The 24,283-nt window shown below is 39.7% G+C and carries 25 protein-coding genes, 1 tRNA gene and 1 other annotated feature (1 of these 27 running past the window's edge); of the genes, 19 read left to right on the forward strand and 7 right to left on the reverse strand.

Going from position 1 to position 24,283, the window contains the following annotated elements; translation table 11 throughout:
* Window positions 1–96, reverse strand: a binding site (T-box leader) (it extends 149 nt beyond the left edge of the window).
* A gap of 124 nt (window positions 97–220) precedes the next feature.
* The 3 genes from L1765_RS05785 to L1765_RS05795 all read right to left on the reverse strand — a co-directional run bounded on the left by L1765_RS05785 (window position 221) and on the right by L1765_RS05795 (window position 2,220).
* Complete coding sequence (locus tag L1765_RS05785; RefSeq protein ID WP_236405698.1) at window positions 221–718, reverse strand: inorganic diphosphatase; 498 nt, start codon at window positions 716–718, stop codon at window positions 221–223.
* A gap of 233 nt (window positions 719–951) precedes the next feature.
* Window positions 952–1,179: a ferredoxin gene (locus L1765_RS05790; RefSeq protein WP_236405699.1), complete on the reverse strand. Its 228-nt coding sequence runs from the start codon at window positions 1,177–1,179 to the stop codon at window positions 952–954.
* A 108-nt stretch (window positions 1,180–1,287) separates the two neighbouring features.
* Window positions 1,288–2,220, reverse strand: a complete 933-nt coding sequence (locus tag L1765_RS05795) for a hypothetical protein (protein ID WP_236405700.1) — start codon at window positions 2,218–2,220, stop codon at window positions 1,288–1,290.
* Window positions 2,221–2,334: 114 nt separating this feature from the next.
* On the opposite strand from L1765_RS05795, the gene L1765_RS05800 reads away from it, so the two are divergent.
* From L1765_RS05800 to L1765_RS05845, 10 genes are all read left to right on the forward strand, one after another.
* A complete protein-coding gene (locus L1765_RS05800) occupies window positions 2,335–2,925 on the forward strand; it encodes a CPBP family intramembrane glutamic endopeptidase (RefSeq protein ID WP_236405701.1) in 591 nt (196 codons plus the stop codon).
* 65 nt (window positions 2,926–2,990) lie between these two features.
* Window positions 2,991–3,632: a LysM peptidoglycan-binding domain-containing protein gene (locus L1765_RS05805; protein ID WP_236405702.1), complete on the forward strand. Its 642-nt coding sequence runs from the start codon at window positions 2,991–2,993 to the stop codon at window positions 3,630–3,632.
* Window positions 3,633–3,931: 299 nt separating this feature from the next.
* Window positions 3,932–4,939 carry a 2-oxoacid:acceptor oxidoreductase family protein gene (locus tag L1765_RS05810; RefSeq protein WP_236405703.1) on the forward strand — a complete coding sequence of 336 codons (1,008 nt, stop codon included), beginning with the start codon at window positions 3,932–3,934 and terminating at the stop codon, window positions 4,937–4,939.
* Between the two features lie 26 nt (window positions 4,940–4,965).
* Window positions 4,966–7,263: a transketolase C-terminal domain-containing protein gene (locus L1765_RS05815; RefSeq protein WP_236405704.1), complete on the forward strand. Its 2,298-nt coding sequence runs from the start codon at window positions 4,966–4,968 to the stop codon at window positions 7,261–7,263.
* 196 nt (window positions 7,264–7,459) lie between these two features.
* Window positions 7,460–7,533 (forward strand) — tRNA-Gly (locus tag L1765_RS05820).
* A 90-nt stretch (window positions 7,534–7,623) separates the two neighbouring features.
* Window positions 7,624–8,298, forward strand: coding sequence for a cyclase family protein (locus L1765_RS05825; RefSeq protein ID WP_236405705.1), 675 nt, complete (start codon window positions 7,624–7,626; stop codon window positions 8,296–8,298).
* Between the two features lie 339 nt (window positions 8,299–8,637).
* A complete protein-coding gene (gene queD, locus L1765_RS05830; RefSeq protein ID WP_236405706.1) occupies window positions 8,638–9,084 on the forward strand; it encodes a 6-carboxytetrahydropterin synthase QueD in 447 nt (148 codons plus the stop codon).
* Window positions 9,084–9,791 (forward strand): 7-carboxy-7-deazaguanine synthase QueE, encoded by a 708-nt coding sequence (locus L1765_RS05835; RefSeq protein ID WP_236405707.1) that lies wholly within the window; start codon window positions 9,084–9,086, stop codon window positions 9,789–9,791. Before queD ends, L1765_RS05835 begins: the two co-directional genes overlap by 1 nt.
* 1 nt (window position 9,792) lies before the next feature.
* Entirely contained in the window at window positions 9,793–10,506 is a 714-nt protein-coding gene (queC, locus tag L1765_RS05840) for a 7-cyano-7-deazaguanine synthase QueC (protein WP_236405708.1), read from the forward strand.
* A 727-nt stretch (window positions 10,507–11,233) separates the two neighbouring features.
* Window positions 11,234–11,647 (forward strand): hypothetical protein, encoded by a 414-nt coding sequence (locus L1765_RS05845; protein WP_236405709.1) that lies wholly within the window; start codon window positions 11,234–11,236, stop codon window positions 11,645–11,647.
* A 3-nt stretch (window positions 11,648–11,650) separates the two neighbouring features.
* On the opposite strand, the gene L1765_RS05850 is transcribed toward L1765_RS05845, so the two are convergent.
* Window positions 11,651–11,824: a hypothetical protein gene (locus tag L1765_RS05850; RefSeq protein WP_236405710.1), complete on the reverse strand. Its 174-nt coding sequence runs from the start codon at window positions 11,822–11,824 to the stop codon at window positions 11,651–11,653.
* 69 nt (window positions 11,825–11,893) lie between these two features.
* On the reverse strand, window positions 11,894–12,769 hold the full coding sequence (locus tag L1765_RS05855; protein ID WP_236405711.1) for a polysaccharide deacetylase family protein: 876 nt from the start codon (window positions 12,767–12,769) through the stop codon (window positions 11,894–11,896).
* 527 nt (window positions 12,770–13,296) lie between these two features.
* On the opposite strand from L1765_RS05855, the gene L1765_RS05860 reads away from it, so the two are divergent.
* Complete coding sequence (locus tag L1765_RS05860) at window positions 13,297–13,881, forward strand: genetic competence negative regulator (RefSeq protein WP_236405712.1); 585 nt, start codon at window positions 13,297–13,299, stop codon at window positions 13,879–13,881.
* A gap of 105 nt (window positions 13,882–13,986) precedes the next feature.
* Here the strand turns inward: L1765_RS05860 and L1765_RS05865 are convergent, their stop codons facing one another.
* Window positions 13,987–14,700 (reverse strand): PIG-L deacetylase family protein, encoded by a 714-nt coding sequence (locus L1765_RS05865; RefSeq protein WP_236405713.1) that lies wholly within the window; start codon window positions 14,698–14,700, stop codon window positions 13,987–13,989.
* A 92-nt stretch (window positions 14,701–14,792) separates the two neighbouring features.
* Between L1765_RS05865 and L1765_RS05870 the strand changes: the two genes are divergently transcribed.
* The 3 genes from L1765_RS05870 to L1765_RS05880 all read left to right on the forward strand — a co-directional run bounded on the left by L1765_RS05870 (window position 14,793) and on the right by L1765_RS05880 (window position 18,620).
* The gene (locus tag L1765_RS05870) at window positions 14,793–15,722 is read left to right on the forward strand and encodes a D-alanine--D-alanine ligase family protein (protein WP_268928732.1); all 930 of its coding nucleotides are present in this window, start codon (window positions 14,793–14,795) and stop codon (window positions 15,720–15,722) included.
* A 24-nt stretch (window positions 15,723–15,746) separates the two neighbouring features.
* Entirely contained in the window at window positions 15,747–17,264 is a 1,518-nt protein-coding gene (locus tag L1765_RS05875) for a DnaB-like helicase C-terminal domain-containing protein (RefSeq protein WP_236405714.1), read from the forward strand.
* An 84-nt stretch (window positions 17,265–17,348) separates the two neighbouring features.
* A complete protein-coding gene (locus L1765_RS05880; protein WP_407942209.1) occupies window positions 17,349–18,620 on the forward strand; it encodes a Glu/Leu/Phe/Val family dehydrogenase in 1,272 nt (423 codons plus the stop codon).
* Between the two features lie 283 nt (window positions 18,621–18,903).
* On the opposite strand, the gene L1765_RS05885 is transcribed toward L1765_RS05880, so the two are convergent.
* A complete protein-coding gene (locus tag L1765_RS05885; protein ID WP_236405716.1) occupies window positions 18,904–19,875 on the reverse strand; it encodes an asparaginase in 972 nt (323 codons plus the stop codon).
* 78 nt (window positions 19,876–19,953) lie between these two features.
* On the opposite strand from L1765_RS05885, the gene prsW reads away from it, so the two are divergent.
* From prsW to cmk, 5 genes are all read left to right on the forward strand, one after another.
* Entirely contained in the window at window positions 19,954–20,628 is a 675-nt protein-coding gene (prsW, locus tag L1765_RS05890; protein ID WP_236405717.1) for a glutamic-type intramembrane protease PrsW, read from the forward strand.
* A 29-nt stretch (window positions 20,629–20,657) separates the two neighbouring features.
* Window positions 20,658–20,819, forward strand: coding sequence for a hypothetical protein (locus L1765_RS05895; protein WP_236405718.1), 162 nt, complete (start codon window positions 20,658–20,660; stop codon window positions 20,817–20,819).
* 207 nt (window positions 20,820–21,026) lie between these two features.
* A complete protein-coding gene (gene ypeB / locus L1765_RS05900) occupies window positions 21,027–22,376 on the forward strand; it encodes a germination protein YpeB (protein WP_236405719.1) in 1,350 nt (449 codons plus the stop codon).
* A gap of 75 nt (window positions 22,377–22,451) precedes the next feature.
* Window positions 22,452–23,132, forward strand: coding sequence for a flagellar brake protein (locus L1765_RS05905; protein ID WP_236405720.1), 681 nt, complete (start codon window positions 22,452–22,454; stop codon window positions 23,130–23,132).
* Between the two features lie 463 nt (window positions 23,133–23,595).
* Window positions 23,596–24,282, forward strand: a complete 687-nt coding sequence (gene cmk, locus L1765_RS05910; protein WP_236405721.1) for a (d)CMP kinase — start codon at window positions 23,596–23,598, stop codon at window positions 24,280–24,282.
* The last annotated feature ends 1 nt before the right edge of the window (window position 24,283 follow it).

The following is a 24,283-nucleotide window of genomic DNA, read 5'->3' on the forward strand; positions in this document are numbered from 1 at the left end:
AGGGATGCTCAGGTTAGAAGGAAAAACATCGCCTTTCACCAAACGACGACTCTCTTTGGATTTTCCATAAAAACCCTTTCCCGTCATTGCTTTTCGCATTAAATTCAGGATTAATTGTTGATAAATTTAACACGATTCTGATGAACCGTCAAGGGGGTTTTTTATAAAAATATGAACATTTTTATCAGAGATTAAAGGTAATGTTCGGAAATACTATAAATTATTTATTTTGCTGATATCTGGCAAGACATTCCTCGATTAACTGGGCAGCTTTTTCCGGGCCCTCCCAGCCAACGATTTCAGTCTTTTTGTTTTCAAGGTCTTTATAAACCTGGAAGAAATGGGCAATCTCTTTTAAAATATGGGGAGATACATCATCTAATGAGTTAACTCCATTCCAGCGGGGATCATCGACAGGAACCCCAAGAAGTTTTTCATCCTGGCCCTTGTCATCTGACATGATTAGTACTCCAATCACCCGAGAGGAAATAACGCAACCTGGGAAGGTTGGAAAAGTTGTAAGGACAAGAATATCTAAAGGATCTCCATCAAGGGCTAGCGTGTTATCCAAATAACCGTATTCAGTAGGGTAATGCATTGGTGAAAACAATACACGGTCTAAACGAAAAACCTTGTTCTCCTTGTCATATTCATACTTGTTTTGACTTCCTGCAGGAATCTCAATGAAGGCATCAACGATTTTGTTTTCAAATGCCATATGTATAACCCTCCTTAAAAAATTGGTAATCATCTGTCATTATAACAATTTCGGTAGTAATAGGAAAGAATATTGATACAATAAAAGTCTTAGACTTTCGTACGAACTTGAAGGCTACACTTAATGAATTCTATAGATTTGTCTATAGAAAAGGTATCTCAGAAGTACATCAATGAAAAAATCGGACAAAAAAATGCCAGATCGAATGGATCTGACATCTTTATCACGATCAATTATTCTTTGGGGCTTTCGGATACTTTAATGGAATCTGTTGGGCAGCCGTCAGCTGCATCATGCATGTCATCCCATAGATTTTCTGGAATTTCTGCAGTTCCTGCATTGTTATCGATGATGTTGTAGGCTAAGCCCTCATCATCATAGTCAAAGATATCTGGTGCAGTGGCTCCGCATGCACCACAAGCAATACAGGTTTCCTTATCCACCCAAGTGTAATAAGCCATGTTAATTACCTCCTAAAATCGAATTATAAATGGGGACTTTACAGTACCCATTGTAGACTTACTTCAACAATATTTCAAGCTTTCCATATTAAAATCTTTTGTAAAACATTAGTTAAATAAAGGTATTAAAACAAGGTCCTTCTTACTATACCAAACTCCTACTTTCTCACGGAAATCACCTTTTTTCAACGAATCGGTGGCTTGGAGAAGCAATAGGATGGAGTAAATCGTTTTCTTATCCGGTTCTTCTTCTATTCCTGATTGAACATAGGCATCAATCCGAACGGTTATATCTTCGGCACGATAGGTGGACAAGATTTGTTTTTGAAGAAGCATCTTTGCTGTCATATAATTTTTTTCGTTAACGGTCAAAGTATTCCATTCGCTCAAAGTTAGATTATCTTTGTTTATCAATGGTGAAGATTTTTTTTTAGTTACATATATTTCCTCCCACTTCACCATTGCCTGATAAAAAAGTAATTGACCCTTTAATCCCATGGTTTTACCCAGAGTCATTTGTGGCATCTCAGGAATAAGTAAGGAAAGGGGTTTTGAGGTTGATAAATCCATGCGAAATATGGAACTCAGCCCATCTAAATAAGATTGTAGGGCATTTACTATTTCTTTTTGGCTTTGCTGAAGCAGGGGAGAAGATTTGGAAATAAGAGCTCCTTTAACTTCAGTTAATACTGAGGCGGTCATTTCTTTCATATCTGAACTTAAAGCCAGTTGATCCACTCTATCTGACAGAATGGATAATTTATTTATATATTGTATTTGTTGCTCTTTAAACTTCTCATAGGGAAGAAGTACATTATAATAGTAGTTAACAAAGTCAGTTTGAAGGTATTGAGGTTCATCTTTTATGGGGGTGGTTTGTTCTTCTTTTACACGTTCCAGCTCCATGGATAGGGACATGATCTGTTTTTCCATCTGTTTCTTTGAAATATAGGCCCCAAGTAAAAAGCTGGTTAGGGAAAAAAATATAAGGATAATAATAGAATAGACAATGAGAAAATCTCTTTTGCTTAATCGACCCATAGGACTGCTCCTTTCTCTATCCTCCTATAGTATAAAAAATAAAGGTGAAAAATGGAACCGCGGATTCATGGCGCTTAACCATCGGGCAAATGATAATGATGGAAGGTGGAAACATTGAGAAAAATCTCGATTGAAGAACTTAATGAAAAAACTTTATTGGTTAACCTTTACTTGACACAGGGGATCACGTTTGTTTTAGGGATTCTTGGTATTTATGCTCTAACTCCTTTTTCCATCACTTCACTTGTTTCAGCCAATCAGTGGATAAGGGATGGTTTCTTGGGTTTGGGGCTTGGAATTCTTGTGGTTTTTTTTGATTTAATTATGATGAAATGGCTGCCGTTTTCATATTTTGATGATGGAGGAATTAACGAAAAGATTTTTAAAAACAGAACGGTCATACATATTTTTACCATTGCCTTTATTGTTTCGATATCAGAAGAATTTTTCTTTCGCGGTGTCATTCAAACCAAATTTGGCATTTGGATAGCCAGTTTGATCTTTACCCTTATTCATTTTCGCTATTATAAAAAATGGGTTTTAATGATAACCCTTTTTCTCATCAGCATGTCCTTGGGATGGCTTTATCAATTTACCGGTAGACTTTTTTCCCCTATGGTGGCCCACTTTGTCATTGATTTTACCTTAGGGTTAATGATTCAAAAGAATTGGATATCCAGTCGTACCAATCATCTATCTATATAGCAGGATATGACAAAGAAATGTCGAATACGTTGGATAGATATAGATAGCAGAGAAGGTGGATGGTCATGGCCGAAGATAAAAAAGAAAACAAACTAAATGATCAGGCTTCCCACTTAAGAAAGAAAATGGATGGCATAAAGGGAGGCCGCTTAGAGAAAGAGCATTCGATTGGGGCTTCACTTCCCCCCAGAAGTACGGTCCACCGAAAAACATCCATTAATCTGAGCAGGTTGGGTCTGTTGTTTGTTTTTATCCTTATCATTGTTTTTATCATCGTCTGGTATGTCTTTATCTATCGGGATGTTCCATCGACAACAAATGTGACCTCCGTTACATGGGGGAATACTGATTCATCAATTCCACAAGAAAGAAATGACTTAAATGAGGATAGTAATGATTTAAGTATGGAAAGTAATGACACTGTTCAGAATAAAGTAGATCAGAAGTACGATGAACCGCTAGATCGGGGAAAGGAAGAGAATACAAGGAAAAATGATGATCAACATAAAGAACAGACTGGCTATGATAAAATCGTCTTCCATCGTGTTAAGCCAGGTGAAACACTGTATTCGATTACCATGTATTATTATAAGGATAAAAGATATGTCCCTTTTTTAGCAGAGTATAATGCCATAGAAAATCCCAGAAATATCATGGCTGGAGTTACAATTAAGGTTCCCCTTCCTCCACCGACTTTAAGCAAATAAATATTGCAGAAAGAGAGATTTTCAAATCTTTCTTTTTTTATGCCCGATAGACCTGTGTTATAATTACAGCTTATCTGTTGCATATCAGCTGATGCGTGATAATGTGACAAAGTTCACAAATGGTAGTAGATATATCAATAACTAAAGCGATTTCAAAAAATAAAACATTCGATATTGAACTTAGAGAATTTTTCTGTTGTACTATTAGTTTTCATCTGTTACAATTATTAAAAAAGAAAGCACAGAATGATGTCCCTTCTTTATTTTTGGGAGAGGTAGAATAGGAGGAGGTAAAAAGAATGTCTCAATTACCTATAAAGAACGAACTGGGTTTTTTTGAAATACGACTTGAATCTATTGGTGGCTTAGGAGCTCATCTAGCAGGAAAGATGTTGGCCGAAGCAGTTGTCCTTGGGTTAGGGCTGAATGGGGCTCACTTTTCATCTTATGGCTCAGAAAAAAAGGGCTCACCAGTAAAATCGTTTATCCGAATTTGTGAAAAAGACCAAATAGTTAGGGCTAGTAGTCCCATTGAACGTCCTCATGTGGTTGGGGTATTTCATGAAGCACTTTTTAGAACTATCGATGTAGCCAGCGGGCTTTATCTTGATGGAGTTATGCTTGTCAATACCACAAAAAACCCCGATAGAATTAAAGAGCAGTTACATCTGGAATCAGGAACCGTCGCAGTGGTTGATGCACTTTCCATTGCTGTTGAAGAAAAAACAAGGGTAAACACAGCGATGTTGGGTGCTTTGTTTAGGGTTTGCGATTTTCTGGATCCCGAATCCATGAAAAATGTGATCCGGGCTACATTTGAAGAAAAGTACCCCCATTTAGTAGAAGCAAATATTCGTACTTTTGATAGAGGGTACCATGAGGTTCAATTTAAAACCTACGATGCACCTGAAGGAGCAAAAGGAAAGCAGTTTGTACGTCCTGAACCCCTTCTTGGTTATGAAACTCAGCCCCTGGGCGGAATGATTACCAACCCTGGAAACAGTATATTGAAAGATTTAAGCGGATCCCGTCAAGGATTTCTTCCAGCATTTGAGGAAGATAAATGTATTCATTGTGCCCAATGTGATACCGTTTGTCCCGATTTCTGTTTTGTTTGGGAACAGAAAGAAGATAAAAGAGGCCGTCCGCAAATGTTCTTGCAGGGGATTGATTACCAATATTGCAAGGGCTGTTTAAAATGTGTAACCGTTTGTCCCACAGAAGCCCTCACAAAACAGCGGGAGACCGATGATTATGCAGAAGACCATATGGTTAAACATCGCTTTGTGTTAGCGGCGGCTAATTAAAGAATGGAATCATGGGAGGGATAATAATGGCGATTGAACTAGATAAGGAAAAAGAAAAGTTGGGGAAAGCAACACAAAAAATTGAATTTAAAACTGGAAATGAGATGGCAGCACAAGCGGCTGCTCAAATCAATTATCATGTGATGGGATATTTTCCAATTACTCCTTCTACGGAAATTGCAGAGTTTCTTGATGAAATGAAAGCAAGGGGTGAACATGATATTGTGTTGATCCCCGCAGACGGTGAGCATGGCTCCGCTGGGATCTGTTATGGAGCTTCAACAGGTGGGGGACGTGTGTTTAATGCCACCAGTGCCAATGGGTTTCTATATATGTTGGAGCAACTGCCAGTCCAATCAGGGACTCGTTTTCCTATGGTTTTAAATCTGGTTACCCGTTCAGTCAGCGGTCCTTTAGATATTCGCGGAGATCATTCTGACCTTTACTACGCACTAAACGTTGGCTGGCCCATTCTGTTGGCTAGGGATCCCCAGGCTGTTTATGATATGAATATCATTGCAACAAAACTGACTGAACATCCGGAAGTAAGACTTCCAGTCATTGTGGCTTTTGATGGATTCTTCACTTCTCACCAGAAGCGTCGGGTGGAGTATTTTGCCGACAGGGAAGTTGTGCAAAACTTCATTGGTCCCATACCAGAAGGATTTGTTCATGCATTAGATCCAAAAAATCCGGTCACGATTGGACCCTACATGAATGATCCTGACTACATTAACAATAAATATCAACAATCATTGGCCATGTATCGAGCAGGAGAAGTATTTCAGCAATTAATGGCGGAGTGGAAAGAAATTTCCGGTAGAGAATATCCGGTTCTTGATCTCTATCAAATGGATGATGCCGAAGTGGCGGTATTTCTCCTTAACTCTGCGGCAGAAACTGCAAAAGATGTCGTGGATAAGTTAAGAGCTAAAGGAATTAAGGCTGGGGTGATCAGTCCCAATATTATCCGTCCTTTCCCGGCGAAAGAAATTGCTGAAGCGTTAAAACATGTGAAAGCTTTAGTGATTGGGGAGCGGGCTGACTCCTTTGGCGGCCATGGCAGCAATTTGACCCATGAGATTAAGGCCGCTTTAAAAGATGACAAGGATAATCAGACCATTTGCATCAGCAGAATCTATGGCCTTGGCGGGAAGGATTTCTATGCCGATGATGCGGAAAGCTTTTTTAATCTTGCATTAGATGCCGTTGATAAGGGATATGCTGAGAAGCCCTTTGATTACTTTGGCGTTACTCCAGGTAAAAAGGAAAATGCACCAAAGAAAATTTTAGAACCTCTAAAAACAGAACAACTAAAAACAGGCCTTATTCAAGTAACACCCGATGAAAGTACCGGAAAACTTAACGTTAAAATTCCGCCCCTTCGTGCTTTAACGGGTAAGCCAAAGCGTATTGCTCCAGGGCATGGAGCTTGTCCAGGATGTGGGATTTTTCCAGGACTTGAGCTATTTTTCAAAGGAATTGAAGGCAATATTGTTACCCTTTTCCACACTGGATGTGCGATGGTAACCACCACAGGGTATCCATACAGCTCACATAAAGCTACTTATCTCCATAATTTATTCCAAAATGGATCAGCGACTCTTTCCGGGTTAGTGGAGATGTTTTTTGAAAGAAAAAGACGGGGTGAAATTGAGCTTCCGGATGATTTTACCTTTGTTATGATTACCGGAGACGGAGGTATGGATATTGGAATGGGTCCTGCCATCGGAACAGCATTAAGGAACCATAAGATGATCATCCTTGAATACGATAATGAAGGATATATGAATACGGGAAGCCAGCTTTCCTACTCCACACCAATTGGTCATATGACCAGCACTTCCAACATTGGTGAGAAACAGGGTGGGAAGCCCTTCCACCACAAGGATACTCCGCAAATCATGGCTGCCACCAATATTCCGTATGTCTTTACCGGCACGGAAGCCTTCCCTCAAGACCTGGTGAAAAAAGCGGCAAAGGCTCAATGGTATGCCAACAACGTAGGAATGGTATATGGGAAGATATTAATTACCTGTCCGCTGAATTGGAAGTCCAAGGAAGAAGAAGGAACGACCATCGTTGAGGCTGCAGTGAACAGCTGTTTCTTCCCTCTATACGAAGTGGAACAGGGAATCACCACCATTACCTATGATCCAGAAGAAAAAGGGAAAAGGGTACCTGTCAGTGACTGGTTAAAAATGCTTGGGAAAACGAAACATTTGTTAAAACCGGAGTACGAACATTATTTGAAGGCCTTTGATGAAGAAGTACAGCGCCGCTGGTTGAGATTAAAAGCAAAACATGAAAATCCGGTATTGTAAGGGATTGCTACTTTTGAAAGGAATCTCAAAAGGAACCGTCAATGGGCGGTTCCTTTTTCATGTATAGTTTATAGACGGCACTGAAGATTCACACGGAGACCTCGAAAATACCCGGGTATTTCAGCGATAGATTCCTGTCGTGTCTTGACTTGTTCCCCGTGAATGTGTATATAATTAAATCATCATATAAAGAATTGCGGATGTAGTTCAATGGTAGAACATCGGCTTCCCAAGCCGACAACGCGGGTTCGATTCCCGTCATCCGCTCCAACCCTGCTAAATCGTAAAGCCTTTATATACAAGGCTTTTTATATTTATACTGAATATTGACACAAATTAAAGGGAAGGGCGTTTAGGCACATGTTTAAGGTCCAAAAAATTATAGATTTATCCATGCCGTTAACCAATAACACACCTGTTTATCCTGGTGATCCCCAACCTAAAATAAGCATTGCCACTACGATTGAGAAAGAGGGATATAACCTTCATTATGTCCATATTGGATCGCAGACAGGATCCCATGTTGATGCACCGTACCACTTTTGTAACCATGGACAGCGTATTGATGAGTCTGATTTGAGATTGTTTATCGGGACAGGAGTGGTAATCCCTGTTACTGGAAAAGGAGAACAGGAAGAGATTACCCTGCAGGATGTCGAGCCTTACCTTGATCAACTGGCTCCGGAGAAAATTGTATTATTCCATACAGGTTGGTCCCGGTATGCCGGGGAGGAAAAATACTTTCGTCACCCATATGTGAATGTGGAAGTGATAGATAAAATGATTCGCCGGGGAATTCGTACGTTTTTTATTGATGCCATCAATATAGATCTTACCGGAGGCACGTCATTTCCGGTACATGACGCAATTGCCGCAGTAAATGGAATTATTGCTGAGAATGTAACCAATATTGAATCGATTGATTTCCCAAATCCGTTAATTTGCGCATTCCCATTAAAAATTGTCGGTGTCGATGGATCTCCGGTTCGTGCAGTTGCCATTCAGATGGATGCGGATTGGGAATCGCAAAAATAAATGATGAAGATGGATGTGCCCATGGCTTGGAAACCTATGTATTATAGCCGTATAGTTGGTCATGATAAAACGCGAATTCGAATATTATCCTTTTCAACTAAGAGGTTATTTGTTACGATAAGATTGTATAATGGCCATAGCTAATAATTTCTATGTATCGAGTGTCGTAAACCCACCACTCGTTAAAAAATACTAGGGAGAAGATGTCATGGTTGGGAATTGACTGTTCCCATATCAACATTTATGGTGAAATGTTACCTAAATATCCACTCCCTTTGGAGTGGATATTTCAGCTTGTAGACAAAGTTTCTCCCTTTCAAATTCAAAAGGAGGATAAAAATGATCAACCATCGAAATCAACCTGAAAAATTAAGGTATCATCAACACAGGGTAGCGGTGTCAAAATCTTTTACCTTTGATTCAGCCCATTTTTTGCATCAGTATGAGGGGAAATGTAAATATCTTCACGGACATACCTACCGTCTGGATATTACTTTAAGCGGTTTTCTCAATGAGATTGGGATCGTGGTGGACTTTAGTGAAATAAAGGAAATTTATGAACAAGAAATCAAACAGAAGCTGGATCACCAATTTCTAAATGAGGTTCTTCCACAAATGAACACGACAGCGGAAAATATGATTGTATGGATATGGGAAGTGTTGGATAAAGCATTGGCTACCCGAGGATTAAAAGAAAACGGACTAAGAATTGAAGAATTGGTTTTATATGAAACGCCAACCAGTTATGCCAAACTCCTGCGCTCCTGGATGGAGGATGAATCATAATGGAAATGACACTTCCGATGGTTGAGATATTTGAAACGGTGGAGGGGGAAGGATTAAAAGCTGGTTATCCGACCACATTTATCCGCCTCTTTCACTGCAATTTGCGCTGTAAATGGTGTGATACCCCTTACAGCTACTCACCGGCTCTACCTGAATTTTACGCAACAACCAGGGAGATTGTGGAGCAAGTGACAAATCTGGGGAATCCATATATCTGTTTAACTGGCGGGGAGCCTCTTATCCATGGAGGGAAGTCAATGGACCTCATCCATGCCCTTTCCGAACTGGACATTGTAAAGGACGTTCATATTGAAACCAATGGAGCCATTGATCTGCGGCCATTTACACAGCAAAGAAAAGAAATAACAACGGTAGGTAGCAAGGTTCGTTTTATTATGGATTATAAGCTGTCTGGCAGTGGTGAAAAGGGAAAGATGATCACCAACAATTTCTCACTGTTGCAGGATCACGATGAAATAAAATTTGTTGTGGCCAACAGAGAGGATTTTCAGGAGGCCCTTGACATCATAGAAAACCATTATCAACAAGGCCAGATTTTATTCAGTCCGGTTTTTTCTATGGTATCTCCCCGAGATTTGGTGGAATGGATATTGAAGGAGAAGGCAGGGCGGCATTATTTGAAGGATGCGAAATTAAATCTCCAGATTCATAAATGGATATGGGATCCGGATATGCGAGGTGTTTAGGATGGAAAAAGAAAAAGCGGTGGTGGTTTTAAGTGGAGGTTTGGACAGTACCACTTGTATGGGGATTGCCAAACAGGAAGGATATGAATTGTATCCCATTACTTTTGACTATGGGCAACGGCATCGGAGAGAGGTTGAGCAGGCTAAACAGATCGCCCAATTTTACAATGTAAAGAAGCATCTTATCGTTCCCCTGGATTTTTTAAAGCAAATTGGGGGGAGCGCCCTAACGGATGACAACATACAAGTGAGGCAGGATGGGGTGGAGGAAGATATTCCTGACACTTATGTGCCGGCAAGGAATTTGACTTTTCTTTCTCTGGCAACGGCATATGCTGAAGTTATGGGAGCAAGGGTCATCTATATTGGGGTAAGCCATGTAGATTACAGCGGGTATCCGGACTGCAGGCCGGAGTTTATCCGTTCAATGGAAGAAACAGTGAATTTAGCAACAAAAACCGGTGTTTCTAACGAAAGAATAATGATCAAGGCTCCCCTGATTCAACTGTCAAAGGGGGAAACGATCAAATGGGGGTTATCACTGGGAGTTCCCTATCATCTCACTACTTCCTGTTATCTGGGAGATGAGTTGGCATGCGGTCTCTGTGACAGCTGCCGTCTGCGCATTCAGGGGTTTAAGTGGAACAAAGCGACTGATCCTGTTCCTTATGGGATTGAAGTAGATTGGGATTTAAGTGATAAAAAAGAGAAGTGAGAAAAAAAGGGAACTCCTTTATTGGAGATTCCCTTTTATCTTTTCTACTCAATATCCATTAGTGACTCATATAGATCTATCGCTTTTTGGTTATATAAGTGGGAAGATCAGAGGATTATTACTATACAACCTCTATAATTTATTTCGGTGATCGAAAAAAATCTACCATTTTTCAAAAATGTGCGTGCTGAAGAACCCTAATCCAGGGCATCACTTGCATTATTTGGATCTACCAGTGGTGAGTCTTCATATAAAAATTTCAGTGTTTTTGGGAAACAAATAGCATCTAACAGTTTAGTACAAGAATCTATTGGAAAAGTTAACGGGGAGCCTATCGATGCTAATGAAGTTAATAATTACCAATTTTTCTTAGAAACAATTCAAGGGGAACCTAACGCTCGACAAAAAGCAATAAATAAGGTCGTAGAGGATACATTATTATTTCAAGAAGCTAAAAAACGTAATTTAGCAATATCTGTTGAAACAGCGAAAGCCTTCGCTAAAGAACAGAGAGACATACTTGACAATAACAAGTCAGAAAATGCTCAAGAAGTTAAGGAAATGATCCAATATCTAATCGAGGGTCTTGGAATTTCCGAAGAGGAATATTGGAATGTGCAGCATTATTCTCAAGTACCCTAAATTGAATAAAAGAATACTTTCATCCCCCCATTCATATATATTTTTGATGTCCTTTAACGCTGTTCTATTTGTGGGGGGATCGAATGTGTTTTCTTTTTTTCTTAATATGTTCGCATTATTGCTGATTGTGATGTCTTCTGGACTGTACAATTCAATTAATTTCCCTGCACTCTCCATGGATACGGCCGGTGAGTGGCTATCCGCCCTTATATTTACTCCATGGGGATTTTTTGCTACATTCCTGATTCAATATATTACTCTTATTATCTTATGGGGAAACATAAAAAAGGCTTTTGGGAATGACAGAAGCATGGGGATCGTACTTCAGTCCATACTTTCAGGAATTCTCTTGGCTTACAGTTTTTTTAAAATTCCCATGATTAGTTTGATTACCTTTGCGATCTATTCCATATACCTTTTTGTTCATAACTTTATGCGTTGGAGAAGCTGGCGAAAGCTGAGAAAAGAATTTACCCGGGTTTCAGTAGGGAGCGAATAATTGTCAATCCATCGGTTGACCATTCAGGGTAGGGGGAGATTCCTCTTCAAAATCCAGTGCAGAATCAATCAGACCGTTATCTTCTGTTACTTGTCCCCCTCCTAAACCTTCATTAATCATTCGGTCAACATCTACAAAAAATTGATTCCTTCCTTCAACTTTTGGATCTGGTCCCATAACAAAATGCCTCCTTGTGCCAATGTTATTGAATCAAGTTTCCCTTATTATTGGCAGGAGGCATGTCTATTATTCCGGTCTAACCTCAGTGGGAACCACGAAGCGGTAACCCTGCTCAGACAAGCTCTTAAGGATATCGTCCAAGGCTTGGGCGGTGATGGTTTTATCATGAAACAGGATATTTCCCCCATTGTGCATGGTGCTTAACACCTGTTTCGTGATTTCATCCGGAGCGGGAGCAGGTGTGTTCCAATCTAAAGAACCCACGGACCAGTTCATGGTCTGCATCCCCTCCTCTTTGATAACCTGCAAGGATATATCGGAGTTTTGGCCAAATGGAGGTCTGAAATATTTTGGACGCTCCCCGGTAACCTCTTCTATCAAATCGCTGACAGAAACGATTTCTTTACGCACCTGTTCAGGAGTCATTTTTCGCAGAAAATCATGCTCCCAGGTATGGTTTCCAAGCACATGTCCTCTATTGGCAATCTCTTCTAATAATGGCTTATTTCTTACCGCATAGATTCCATTGATAAACCAAATGGCTTTTGCATCATATTTGTCCAGTATATTTAAAATGTCCAATGTGGCATCTCCATATGGAGCATCATCGAAAGTTAACAAGACAATTTTCTTGTTGTTATTTTTGTCTACAGGATAGATGCGAAAATTATTGGGATTCACATAATATCTTTCATCTGCAGAGAGCTCATCTTCGGGGGGGTTGTCTTCAGAGGATTCTTCCGATTTTTCAGAGTCTGGGGTTTGCTTCTCTGTCACAGGATCAGGCTCTGCTATTGGTTTTGAGACGCCATCATTTTCTTTGGTGTTGTTTACTTTTGATGATTCAGGTGCAGCTGTTTCCCTTGTTTGATCTCCGCAACCGGAGATCATGAGAACGATGATTAAGATTGAGGTAAGAATCATTAAGAATTTTTTTGTCATTTGCTTTGGGCACCCTTTCTTTAGCAGTTCCTGCATACGATTTAATCTATATAGACGGAATTAAAGAATTCACTAAGGACTGCCTTCGAGTTCGTACTAAGCGGAAAGTCTAAAGAACGGAAATTGGCCCTCAAACTGACTCCACCCTTGAAATACCCAGATGTTTTTGAGGGCTCCATTCTTTAGACTTGAAGCGGGCCTGAATCACTTCTGTGACGAACTCGACAAGCGGACGTATGAATCTTTACTTCCACATCTAAATAATTAAAACTTCTTGGTTTATAGATAAATTCCTGCTGACATGGTAAAAGAAATTGATCGGTAAATTATTCCTAAACTTTTCATCTTAAATAAGCTGGGAAAAGCACATCAAACCCTGAATAACAAATATTATTGGGTTATGATTATGGTTTTTCATGTGATATAATATCACTATAGATACCTGAGTAATCTGTTAAATAAGAAGAACCAAATCTAGCAGAACAACATAATCTGTAGTACCATTGGATGGCAAGGGAGGGGTCATCATGAAGGTTGAGCGTCTAAGTCAGGACAAGATTCGTTTTTTCCTTACCTTTGACGACCTCGTTGAGCGGGGAATAGAGAAGGAAGATATGTGGCGTGATGTTCCCAAGATTCATGAACTGTTTAATGAAATGATGGAACAGGCATACTATGAATTAGGATTCGAAGTTTATGGCCCCGTGGCTGTGGAAGTATTTGCCCTTCCGGCACAAGGCATGGTTGTTATCGTAACAAGAGGCAAATCGGAATCAGTTGACCGTGAAGAAGAAGATGAATTATATGAAATGCAAGTCACCCTTGAAGAGAGTGATTTGATTGTATACCGTTTTTCAGATTTTGAAGATGTAATTCAATTTGCCAAACGTATTGAGCATTATCCGATCGACGGCGGCAGTTTATATCATTACCAGAATGGTTATTATCTGGTATTTGATGAAATTGATTGGCCCGAAGATCAATTAAATAATGTCATTTCTATCCTTTCAGAATTTGGTGAGGCAAGTAATGTCACAACATTTGTACTGGATGAATATGGACAGTGCATCCTCAATGAAAATGCCATCGCCAAGATCTGTAACTATTTTTGATAACACAAAAGAAAGGCGTTGTTCTTTAAAAAACGGAAGGGTCATTTCCTTCCGTTTTTGGCAATTTCACGATCTATCAATCAAAATATAGAGTTCGTTCCGCATCTATAGAGCATCAAGAGGTTTATGAAGGGTTCGTTCCGGCCACGCCAATATATAATGGTTAGCCGTTCTTACGGAATCATTTTTTCCTTGATTTACTCCAGGGAAAGCCCGGTCAACTGATTTATTTTGTGTTCGGTGGGCCCTTAATGCTTCGGCCACCTGATCCTTGTATTCTGCACATTCAATCACTGCATGTATGGATTCATCAGGGTCCGAATAAGGGGGAGAAGTACGTTTTCCAACCCATGATTCAGGAATTGTAATATAATAGAGATATGGAACGATTGATGCTTCTTTCACCGCTGCCATCGTTGCCTTTTGTATGGCGATATGGTCGGGGTGACCGGAAATGCCATGGGGTGGAAAGGTAATCACAATTTGTGGGTGAAAGTCGTCTATATATTCCTTAATTTCTTGGGCTAAAATTTCTGTAGGAATTTTATCTAGGGTTCCGTCCCGGTGGGCCAATAGACGGATATGATCAATACCCAGAATGTTTGCAGCCTTTTGCAACTCTTTTTCTCTGACATAAGGCAAATCTTCTTTCGTACATATTGATGGATGACCTGTTTGTCCGGCTTCCCCCCTAGTTGCACATAAGAGATGGATTTCCGTATTTGCAATTGATGAATATTTTACGATCGTTCCCCCGGTTGCAAATGATTCATCATCCGGATGGGCAAAAACAAGTAGAATTTTTCTCAATTTTGACATCCTTTCAAATAATTTCTCTCAACCTTTTTTATTATGGCATATTATTTATAAATGATAAAATGAAAAGTGAATCTTGCGAAGGAGTGTTGTTCATGATTACGGTTGGTGTCATTTATGGGGGAGAATCTACTGAAAGGGAAGTATCGAAAAAAACGGGAGAGGGAGTTATTCGCGCTTTGACAGAAAAGGGATATTCTGTCAAACCGATTTTTTTTACGGATAATAAAGACTTAGTACAACAAATGGCGGATTTAAAAGTAGATTTAGTTTATATTGCCCTCCACGGCAAGTATGGAGAAGATGGTAGGGTTCAGGGATTGTTAGATTTATTAAAGATTCCTTATATTGGATCGGGGGTTTTGGCCAGTGCCCTTGCCATGGATAAGCATAAAGCGAAACAGTCGTTTGTTCAGGCAGGTATCCGAACGGCGAAAGAGGTAATCATTAACAAAGATAGCCAATTGTCTATTGAAAAACCTTGGATAAATTTATCCCTCCCCTTGGTGATAAAACCAAATTCAGAGGGATCAACGATTGGAATAACCATTGCGAGAAGTGAGGAAGAAGTTGTTGAAGGAATAGAAACGGCATCCCAATACGATAGTGTGATCATGGTGGAAGAATTTATAGAGGGCATTGAAGTAACGGTTGGTGTAATGGGCAAAGGGAAGGGGATAAAGGCTCTTCCCGTCATTGAGATTGTTCCGAAGAATCCTTTTTATGATTATGAATCGAAATATGCTCCGGGAATGAGCGACCACATTATTCCAGCGAGAATCTCTCAGGAAATGACGGAAAAATGTCAATCATGGGCGGTTTTAGCTCATCAGGTGCTGGGATGTCGGACATTTTCCCGGGTTGATTTTATTGTTCCGAAAGATGGCTCTGATCCTGTTATTCTTGAAGTAAATACTCTTCCTGGCATGACGGAAACCAGTTTGTTTCCTGATGCGGCCAGGGCCATTGGTATGGACTATTCAGATATGATTGATCAGTTGGTAAAGATCACGTTGAATAAATAAAATCATCGAAACGGCGGTGCTTTTATGGGAGAGCAGTTTATTTCTCAAAGTATCTCGTCAAGGGATTTGGAGGAATTTGTAAAGTACTTTGAAGGACAATTAACTGAGGAAGCGGAGCAATACTTAACAAATCGAGGGATAACCAAAGACACTATCCAAGCCTTTCGCATTGGCTTTGAAAAGGCCCATATCGGATTTCAGGCAGGAAAATCAAACATATCAGGGTATTTTATAAATCATTTGATCTTTCCTATAATTGGTCCGAATGGAGAAGTGTTGGACATTATCGGTAGGAATATTCAAGAAGGAAAAGAACCCAAATATAAGGCTTTAATTGGAAGAGAAGATGTTTTGTTTAATATGAAGGCCCTGGCTGGTTCTGATGATATTATTCTTTGCCGCAATATTTTTGATGTCCTTTCTCTGGAACAAGTTCAGTTGCCTGCGGTTTCACTGCCTCAAACGGTTATTTTTAAAGAATCCCATAAAAAATATTTTGTTGGGAAAAGGGTTTTTATATGTTTTTCAAATGACGACATGGGACGAAGAGAAAGCAGAAGAATTGCCCAAGGATTGGATTCAGTGGCAAAGGAAGTATATATCCTTCCCCTGCCTCAGGGGATTAAGGATATTAATCATTTATTTATCCAAGCCCAAAATCCACTGAATATTTTTATTGAGATTATCAACCAAACCATTCAGGACCATTTATCGGTTCCCGTTGTCCCTGATGTGAAGCATTTGACTGTATTTTTTGAGGAGTATCTCAAGAGGTACACCGGAAAGAATATGGGGGTCTTAACGGGATTTGATGGTTTGGATCAAATGTTGGGCGGTGGGATAAAGGAAGGATTATATATTTTGCAAGGAACCGTTTCTTCGGGAAAGTCGATGTTTCTTCGGCAAATGGCCGAACAAATCGCTGGTCAAAGGATTCCGGTGATGTATGTGACATGGGATATGACCACCTTTGAATTGTGGTCGAGATCGATTGCGCGTATTTTAAAAATATCTCCGCAGCAAATATTGACAGGAAAAATAAACCCTCAAGATATTGGGAAAGCAAACAAAACGTATGGAGAAATGGCGAAATATTTATGGACGGTTGAAGGAAATATGGATACAACTTTGGAAGAAGTGGAACATTATTTAGAAAGAATTGCCCATACCATAGGAAAACCGCCTGTCATATTTATTGATCATCTGCATCGTGTCCCCATCAAAACAACTGATAGCAAATGGGTGGAAAATCCTTACATGGTCATGTATATACTCCATCATTGGTCCCGTCAATGGAATATTCCCATTATTGTTGCAGTTACCAGAAATACGGATAAAGAGGATAAGGGATTCTCCTACCTGGAAGCGTCAGCAGATGTGATTTTCTCCTTAGATCGAGTTAGTGAATCGGATGAGGAAAGGGAGGAGATTCTTATCCGTCTGGATAAACACCGAAATGGAACTTTGGGAAAGGTTTCATTTGCTTTTGATAAGGAGAAAGCGATTTTCTATGAATTAAATAAAGAAATTTCTTCTCATTAATCTCTGATGGGTGTATACTAAGACGTGGATTAGAGTTGAAATAACCAATCTTTAGAGGTGGTAATCATGGGAGAAAATCAAGTGATGGCCGGACAGGAGCAAAACAGTGAGAAGGAAGAAAATCTAAATATTCTTCAATCTACTCAGGCTGTGATAAAGGAAGCTCTTGATAAACTCGGTTATCCTGAACCAGTTTATGAATTGCTTAAAGAACCCATAAGAGTGTTAACGGTTAGAATTCCAATCAGAATGGATAATGGGACGGTAAAGGTATTTACCGGGTACCGCGCTCAGCATAATGATGCTGTGGGACCTACAAAGGGTGGGGTACGATTTCATCCAGATGTTACTGAGGATGAAGTGAAAGCGCTATCCATTTGGATGAGTTTAAAAGCGGGTATTGTTGATTTACCTTACGGAGGCGGAAAGGGAGGAATCGTATGCGATCCCCGGGAAATGTCCTTCCGTGAATTAGAAAGCTTAAGTAGAGGATATGTGCGTGCGATCAGTCAGCTTGTAGGACCAACTAAAGATATTCCAGCACCAGATGTATTTACCAATTCGCAAATAATGGCATGGATGATGGATGAGTATAGCCGTATCAGGGAGTTTGATTCCCCCGGATTCATCACAGGGAAACCCCTTGTTTTAGGAGGCTCCCATGGAAGAGAATCTGCCACAGCAAAAGGAGTAACCATCTGTATCCGAGAAGCGGCAAAAACGAAAGGAATTGAAATTGAAGGGGCTCGAGTCGTGATCCAAGGCTTTGGAAATGCCGGAAGCTATTTAGCCAAATTTATGCATGATGCCGGTGCGAAGGTTATCGGAATTTCCGATGCTTATGGTGCTTTGCATAATCCCGAGGGACTTGACATTGATTACTTGCTGGATCGAAGGGATTCCTTTGGTACCGTAACAAAACTGTTTAAGAATACCATTACCAATCAGGAATTGCTTCAGCTTGATTGTGATATATTGGTTCCAGCAGCTATTGAAAACCAAATTACGAAGGAAAATGCCCATAAAATCAAAGCGAAAATTGTAGTAGAAGCCGCCAATGGCCCCACGACTTGGGAAGCAACCAAGATTTTGACTGAAAGAGGAATTTTAATCGTTCCGGACGTATTGGCAAGTGCAGGTGGGGTTACTGTTTCCTACTTTGAATGGGTGCAAAATAATCAGGGTTATTATTGGTCCGAAGAAGAAGTGAATAGTAAGTTGGAGGAAGTCTTAGTAAAAGCTTTTGATAATGTTTACCGTACTTCCAGAACAAGAAGGGTTAATATGAGGCTTGCCGCCTATATGGTCGGTGTCAGAAAGATGGCGGAAGCATCCCGGTTTAGAGGTTGGGTATAAAGTTCGATATTGGGTTTAGAATAGAAAGAAAGGGTTAGCTCATAAGGATGGGCTACCCTTTTAATATTCTATGGAACCAGTATTTGCGCTTATAATCTTGAGATAAGTGGCCGGTAGGCTCCTGTAAGTTATCGATACAAACGTAGCGTCCTGCTGCATTGTCTACATTTGCACGTCCTGTGCGGCATAACTAAACTTCAGATGAAAAAGAACACTCCAACTGAAGTTAGTTTCCAATGTATGAACTCGACTAGTGCATGTGTGAATCTTTAGTTACGCATCTTTAATTGGAAAAAATTTTCTCCAATTCTTCTCTCTTTTTAGTCACCTGCAATGCAACCATTAATTTAATTCTTGCCTTTTGTCCGTTTATTCCATTGGCAAATATGACTCCCATTTCTTTCATCTGTTTTCCACCGCCTTGATATCCATATATGTCTTGAACAATTCCGTTAAAACAACGGGATACCATCACCACTGGGATTTTTCTGTCTAGATATACCTGAAGCCCTTTTAGCATGGCTGGCGGAACGTTCCCCTGTCCCAATGCTTCAATAACCAAACCGTCCGGAGATTGATCGACCAATGAAAGGAGTATTCTCGAATCCATTCCGGCAGCCACTTTTATGAGTGGAACATAACTTGTTATTGACGAGATACGGTATTTTTCTTGGTGAAGGGGACGATGCTGATAATTAATTGTTTTTTTGGAAATGGTGCCAAGAGGCCCTAATCCTGGAGATTGAAAAGTTGCTACATTGCTGGTGTGGGTTTTTGTTACATGTTTTGCACTGTGGATTTCGTCATTAAAAACGACCAATACCCCTTTGTTCATACTTTCTGAATTGGCGGCAACTCTTATGGAATTGAGCAGATTAAGCGGTCCGTCGTATCCCAATTCATTGAAGCTTCTCATCGCCCCTGTCATTACGATGGGTTTATTCGTTTCAACGGTTAAATCAAGAAAATAAGCGGTTTCTTCCAAAGTATCCGTTCCATGGGTTATTACGACACCCTCTATTTCTGGTTTTGAAACATAATGGAGTATTCGTTTTGAGAGTTGATACATCATTTCCGGGGTAATATGGGGGCTGGGCAAATTCATAAAATTATCCATGGTAACTTTAGCGTAGTCCTTGAAAAGAGGTAGAAAAGTCTCCAAAGCTTTGTCATCCATGGGCATTACGGATTTAGACTCCACATTTTCAACCATGGCAATGGTTCCGCCGGTATTAATCACCACGATGTGTTTCATAAGACCACTCCATTCAAAGTTTTCTTTTGTCGAGACTCATGATACGATAAAAAAGATAAATAAAAAAGGAGAATTATTATGTTTTCTTTAATTACAGCAGCGATTGCTCCGGGAATTGCATTGCTTAGCTATTTCTATTTAAAGGACAAATATGAGATGGAACCTTTGCGGTTGGTGGTTAGGCAGTTTATTTTTGGTGTTTTGCTTGTTTTTCCGATTGTGGTTCTCCAGCGGGTATTTTCCAGCTGGTTAACCTTTCCCTATTTAGATGCTATCCTAGCAGGGGCTTTGCTGGAAGAATTTTTTAAGTGGTTTATTATTTATTACACGGTTTTTACTCATGTAGAGTTTGATGAACCTTATGACGGGATCGTCTATGCAGTTGCCGTTTCCTTGGGATTTGCCTCTATGGAAAATTTTATATATTTATTAAACAATGGTTTGTCCATCGCGTGGATTCGTGCGTTTCTTCCAGTATCAGGCCATGCCCTGTTTGCAGTAGTGATGGGGTATTACCTTGGCAAGGCAAAATTTACTACAAGAAAAAAGAAATTTTTGCTCTTATCCCTTTTATATCCATTTATTTTACACAGTATGTTTAATCTTATTTTAACCTCTAATGGAATATGGTATATTTCTTTAATCATTCCCTTCATGTTTGTATTGTGGTGGATCGGTCTCAGAAGGGTAAAAATGGCCCATCATATGGTCTATCATGCCAATTCTAAAAACATGGGATTTGGTCAAGACTAAGGGTATGATTGAAGAAGGAGGAGAATCGTGTGGTTAAAGAACGGCTGAAGGTGACCATCCGCTGCAACAAGTGCGGAGAGAGATATACGTTAAGAGGTACCGTTACAAAAGGGGGAAAGCTTGAAACAGGATTTAAGCGTTGTTTATGTGATAATGACAAAGATTTCAAAATATCTTCCGATCAATTTTGAAGGGGCAAAATAATTGTCTCTTTTTTTTTGTATAATCAGTTTCCTATCAACTCAAAATAAAAGCAGAACCTTTCAACAATGGAGGACATATCCAATGCACCTTACATTGGTCATGTTGCCGAAGCAGCTGTCATTCATAAATGGATACGGTTCAGACCACAGGTGAGAAATATGAAAAAACATCTTCGCTAGGTAGGAGGTTGACAGATGATGTATAAATGGATAAGTGGAATTTTACTTCCTGTTCTGCTTGTTGCCCTCGTTGCTGTAGGCTTTTGGGGTTATCAAGAAAACCAAGAAAAAAATTCGATCCTGATCAAAGCAGAAAATCAGTATCAAAGGGCCTTTCATGATTTGAATTACCATATGGATAAGCTGACAGATGAGATAGGCAGAACATTAGCGGTTAATTCAAGAAAAATGACCACGGAATGTTTGACCAACATTTGGAGGTTGGCGTATGCTGCCCAATCAGATGTGGGACAACTACCATTAACACTGATGCCTTTTAATAAAACAGAGGAGTTTTTAGCAAAAATTGCTGATTTTTCATATCAAACGGCCCTTCGGGATTTGGAGAAAAGGCCATTGTCACAAGAGGAAAAAGCGACCTTATCCACCCTTTATTCTTCTGCAAAAAAAATCAGAAAGGAATTAAATGGGGTTCAAACGAAGGTTATCGATAAACAGCTTCGTTGGATGGACGTTGAGACGGCTTTGGCAACAGAGGATAAACAAATGGATAATACCATTATTGATGGATTTAAAACTGTGGACAAACAAGTTCAGGAATATCACGACATTGACTGGGGAGCAACAGTTAGTAATTTAGAAACAAGAAAAAAGGAAAGAATAAAAAACATAAAAGGAAAGGAAATTACAGCAGAACAAGCGAAAGAAAAAGCATATTCTTATCTGGGGTTACCTAAAGGATCCGTATTGAAGGTTTCTGAAAACAAAGAAGGGCTTGAATATAAGTCATACAGTATTTCATTGGATAACCCAAAATCAAAGCAGGATATAAAAATGGATGTTACTAAAACCGGTGGACATGTCATATGGTTTTTAAATAACAGGGATGTAGCACAACCCAAAATAGATCTTGAACAGGCAAGGGTCAAGGCTGATCAATTTTTAAAAAGGCATGGTTACCCTCCCATGGAATCCATAAAAATGAACCAATATGATAATTTGGGTCTCTTTACCTTTGTGTATAAGCAGGGGAATGTGTTTGTCTACCCCGATGCCATCACCGTCAAAGTTGCATTGGATAAAGGTGAAGTGATTGGTCTTAATGCAGAAGAGTATCTCTTATCCCACACAAAACGGGAGATTCCAAGACCAGCTTTGTCAGAAAATGAAGCCCGATCCAAGGTAAACGGGAATGTGAAAGTACAAGAAAGCAGATTGGTGCTGATTGAAAGTGACGGTGGCAAAGAAGTTCTTACTTATGAATTTTTAACGACATTAAATGATGAGACCTATCGTATCTATATTAATGCCCTTACAGGAGAAGAGGAAGAAGTTGAAAAACTGAAGGAAGAGGAAGCAATCTGAAAAAATGGGGGTACTCCCCCTTTTTCTCATCTTCCTGTATAATGGAAGAAGCTTCATTTTACAGGGGGAGGGAATATGTATCCAACCATTAACCAGATGCTTTTTTTTCAGATTCTGACAACTGATGAAGAAGAAGTGAAAAAGGAATATAAAGCAAGGGTAGCCGACCGAAATGAGCATTATATTGCCACAGAAATTCCTCTGGAAGTAACGACAGGCAGAATGAAAATATTCTTACCGGGTACTGAGATCTTAGTTTGGTATATCGCTGCTGACGGTTCCCGTATACAATTCAAAACACAAATTCTGGGCAGAAAAGAAGACCAAATTCCTTTGTTAATCATAAAAACTCCTTCAATAAAGGAATTAAAAAAAACACAGCGGAGGAATTTCTTAAGGGTACCTGCAGAATTGGAACTTTCCATTCAGGGTGGAAAAAACGGGGTGCATGTTCTGGTTAAAACAAGGGATATCAGCGGTGGCGGAGTTGCCTTTACCTGTGAGGAACAAGTTCTATTAAAAAAAGATGATGAGTTGGTTTGCTGGTTGGTTCTTCCTTTAAGGACTGGAGGCGTAACCCATGCCAATTTCATTGGCAAAGTACTTCGCGTGGAGCCGCCTAAAGAAAAAGGATTGCATCAATGGGTTTCATTAAAGATTGATCAAATCTCAAACCAGGACCAACAAAAATTAGTCAGGTATTGTTTTGAAAGACAGCTGGAATTGCGAAAAAAAGGCTACTTTGACTCATTATAAAGAGCCTGTTCAGACAGCACTTTTTACCGGACTTTTTGAACATTCTATAAATAGGAGTTTCAACAGTCTCATTAGGATTGAGGGATCATCAATGAATGGCAAACAAAAAACATATGATGAACGATTTATCCATTTCTCAACCTTTATGGAAAAATGGATAATTCGGGGTATCATTCTATTTTTTATTTTTTTATTTATATCGCAATTGCTACTTCAATTTTCTGCCTTCCGTAATCAATGGGTGAGAACAGATCGATTGGAGCAAGTCATTCCCATTGATTCCCTAAAAAACCTATGATATAGTTAAAAGTAAGTGAATAAGGGTTGATTGTCCTGTTGTCTTTGTCGTTAACTCGCCGGTCATTTTTCATTTTAAAATGAATCGAATAATGGTAAAACTTATGAAGCAGGCAACCCCTGCTTTATTCTTTTTAAAATCGTAATTTTTCTTGAGAGGTGAACAATGAATCATCATTTTTTATCCATTGCCATCGATGGTCCGGCAGGAGCAGGTAAGAGTACAGTTGCCCAAATTCTTGCACAAAAGCTGGGATATACCTATATTGATACCGGGGCGATGTATCGGGCTCTTACTTGGAAAGCTCTTAGGGAAGGAATTTCTCCCCATGACGAGGAGGGGTTGGTTGCGTTATTGCAGGATATGGCCTATTCCTTTCCTTATCGTGATCAAGAACAAAAAATTTATGTGAATGGAGAAGATATCTCTGAATTTATCCGAGACCCGGAAGTGACACGTCATGTATCGGAGGTGGCCAAGTGGCCTCAAGTTCGACGAGAATTGGTTGAACGTCAAAGGGAGCTAGCCTCCAAGAGCAATGTTGTTATGGATGGAAGGGACATTGGTTCCCATGTTCTTCCCCACGCTAATACGAAGATATTTTTAACGGCTTCCATTGAAGAAAGGGCTTTAAGAAGATACCAGGATTTGTTAAACAAAGGGTATTTGGCCGATTTGGAACAAATAAAGGATGAGATTATACTTCGGGATAAGAAGGACAGTGAAAGGGAGCATTTTCCCTTAAAGGTGGCTTCAAATGCCGTCATTTTGGACACAACCGGACATAGCATCGAAGAGGTGGTATCAAAAATTATTAAAATACATCGAACAAAAATAGGCGGAGGAGAGTAAC

Source organism: Microaerobacter geothermalis (assembly GCF_021608135.1).
Lineage (GTDB): Bacteria > Bacillota > Bacilli > DSM-22679 > DSM-22679 > Microaerobacter > Microaerobacter geothermalis.

Coding starts and splice junctions, on each gene's coding strand:
- L1765_RS05865 (WP_236405713.1), bottom strand. CDS start 14,700: ATGTCAAAATTGAGAAAAATTCTACTTGTTTTTGCCCATCCGGATGAT.
- L1765_RS05805 (WP_236405702.1), top strand. CDS start 2,991: ATGGCCGAAGATAAAAAAGAAAACAAACTAAATGATCAGGCTTCCCAC.
- ypeB (WP_236405719.1), top strand. CDS start 21,027: ATGATGTATAAATGGATAAGTGGAATTTTACTTCCTGTTCTGCTTGTT.
- L1765_RS05795 (WP_236405700.1), bottom strand. CDS start 2,220: ATGGGTCGATTAAGCAAAAGAGATTTTCTCATTGTCTATTCTATTATT.
- queD (WP_236405706.1), top strand. CDS start 8,638: ATGATCAACCATCGAAATCAACCTGAAAAATTAAGGTATCATCAACAC.
- L1765_RS05855 (WP_236405711.1), bottom strand. CDS start 12,769: ATGACAAAAAAATTCTTAATGATTCTTACCTCAATCTTAATCATCGTT.
- L1765_RS05875 (WP_236405714.1), top strand. CDS start 15,747: ATGGGAGAGCAGTTTATTTCTCAAAGTATCTCGTCAAGGGATTTGGAG.
- L1765_RS05885 (WP_236405716.1), bottom strand. CDS start 19,875: ATGAAACACATCGTGGTGATTAATACCGGCGGAACCATTGCCATGGTT.
- prsW (WP_236405717.1), top strand. CDS start 19,954: ATGTTTTCTTTAATTACAGCAGCGATTGCTCCGGGAATTGCATTGCTT.
- L1765_RS05825 (WP_236405705.1), top strand. CDS start 7,624: ATGTTTAAGGTCCAAAAAATTATAGATTTATCCATGCCGTTAACCAAT.
- L1765_RS05860 (WP_236405712.1), top strand. CDS start 13,297: ATGAAGGTTGAGCGTCTAAGTCAGGACAAGATTCGTTTTTTCCTTACC.
- L1765_RS05815 (WP_236405704.1), top strand. CDS start 4,966: ATGGCGATTGAACTAGATAAGGAAAAAGAAAAGTTGGGGAAAGCAACA.
- L1765_RS05880 (WP_407942209.1), top strand. CDS start 17,349: ATGGCCGGACAGGAGCAAAACAGTGAGAAGGAAGAAAATCTAAATATT.
- L1765_RS05905 (WP_236405720.1), top strand. CDS start 22,452: ATGTATCCAACCATTAACCAGATGCTTTTTTTTCAGATTCTGACAACT.
- L1765_RS05835 (WP_236405707.1), top strand. CDS start 9,084: ATGGAAATGACACTTCCGATGGTTGAGATATTTGAAACGGTGGAGGGG.
- queC (WP_236405708.1), top strand. CDS start 9,793: ATGGAAAAAGAAAAAGCGGTGGTGGTTTTAAGTGGAGGTTTGGACAGT.
- L1765_RS05785 (WP_236405698.1), bottom strand. CDS start 718: ATGGCATTTGAAAACAAAATCGTTGATGCCTTCATTGAGATTCCTGCA.
- L1765_RS05870 (WP_268928732.1), top strand. CDS start 14,793: ATGATTACGGTTGGTGTCATTTATGGGGGAGAATCTACTGAAAGGGAA.
- L1765_RS05810 (WP_236405703.1), top strand. CDS start 3,932: ATGTCTCAATTACCTATAAAGAACGAACTGGGTTTTTTTGAAATACGA.
- cmk (WP_236405721.1), top strand. CDS start 23,596: ATGAATCATCATTTTTTATCCATTGCCATCGATGGTCCGGCAGGAGCA.
- L1765_RS05790 (WP_236405699.1), bottom strand. CDS start 1,179: ATGGCTTATTACACTTGGGTGGATAAGGAAACCTGTATTGCTTGTGGT.
- L1765_RS05850 (WP_236405710.1), bottom strand. CDS start 11,824: ATGGGACCAGATCCAAAAGTTGAAGGAAGGAATCAATTTTTTGTAGAT.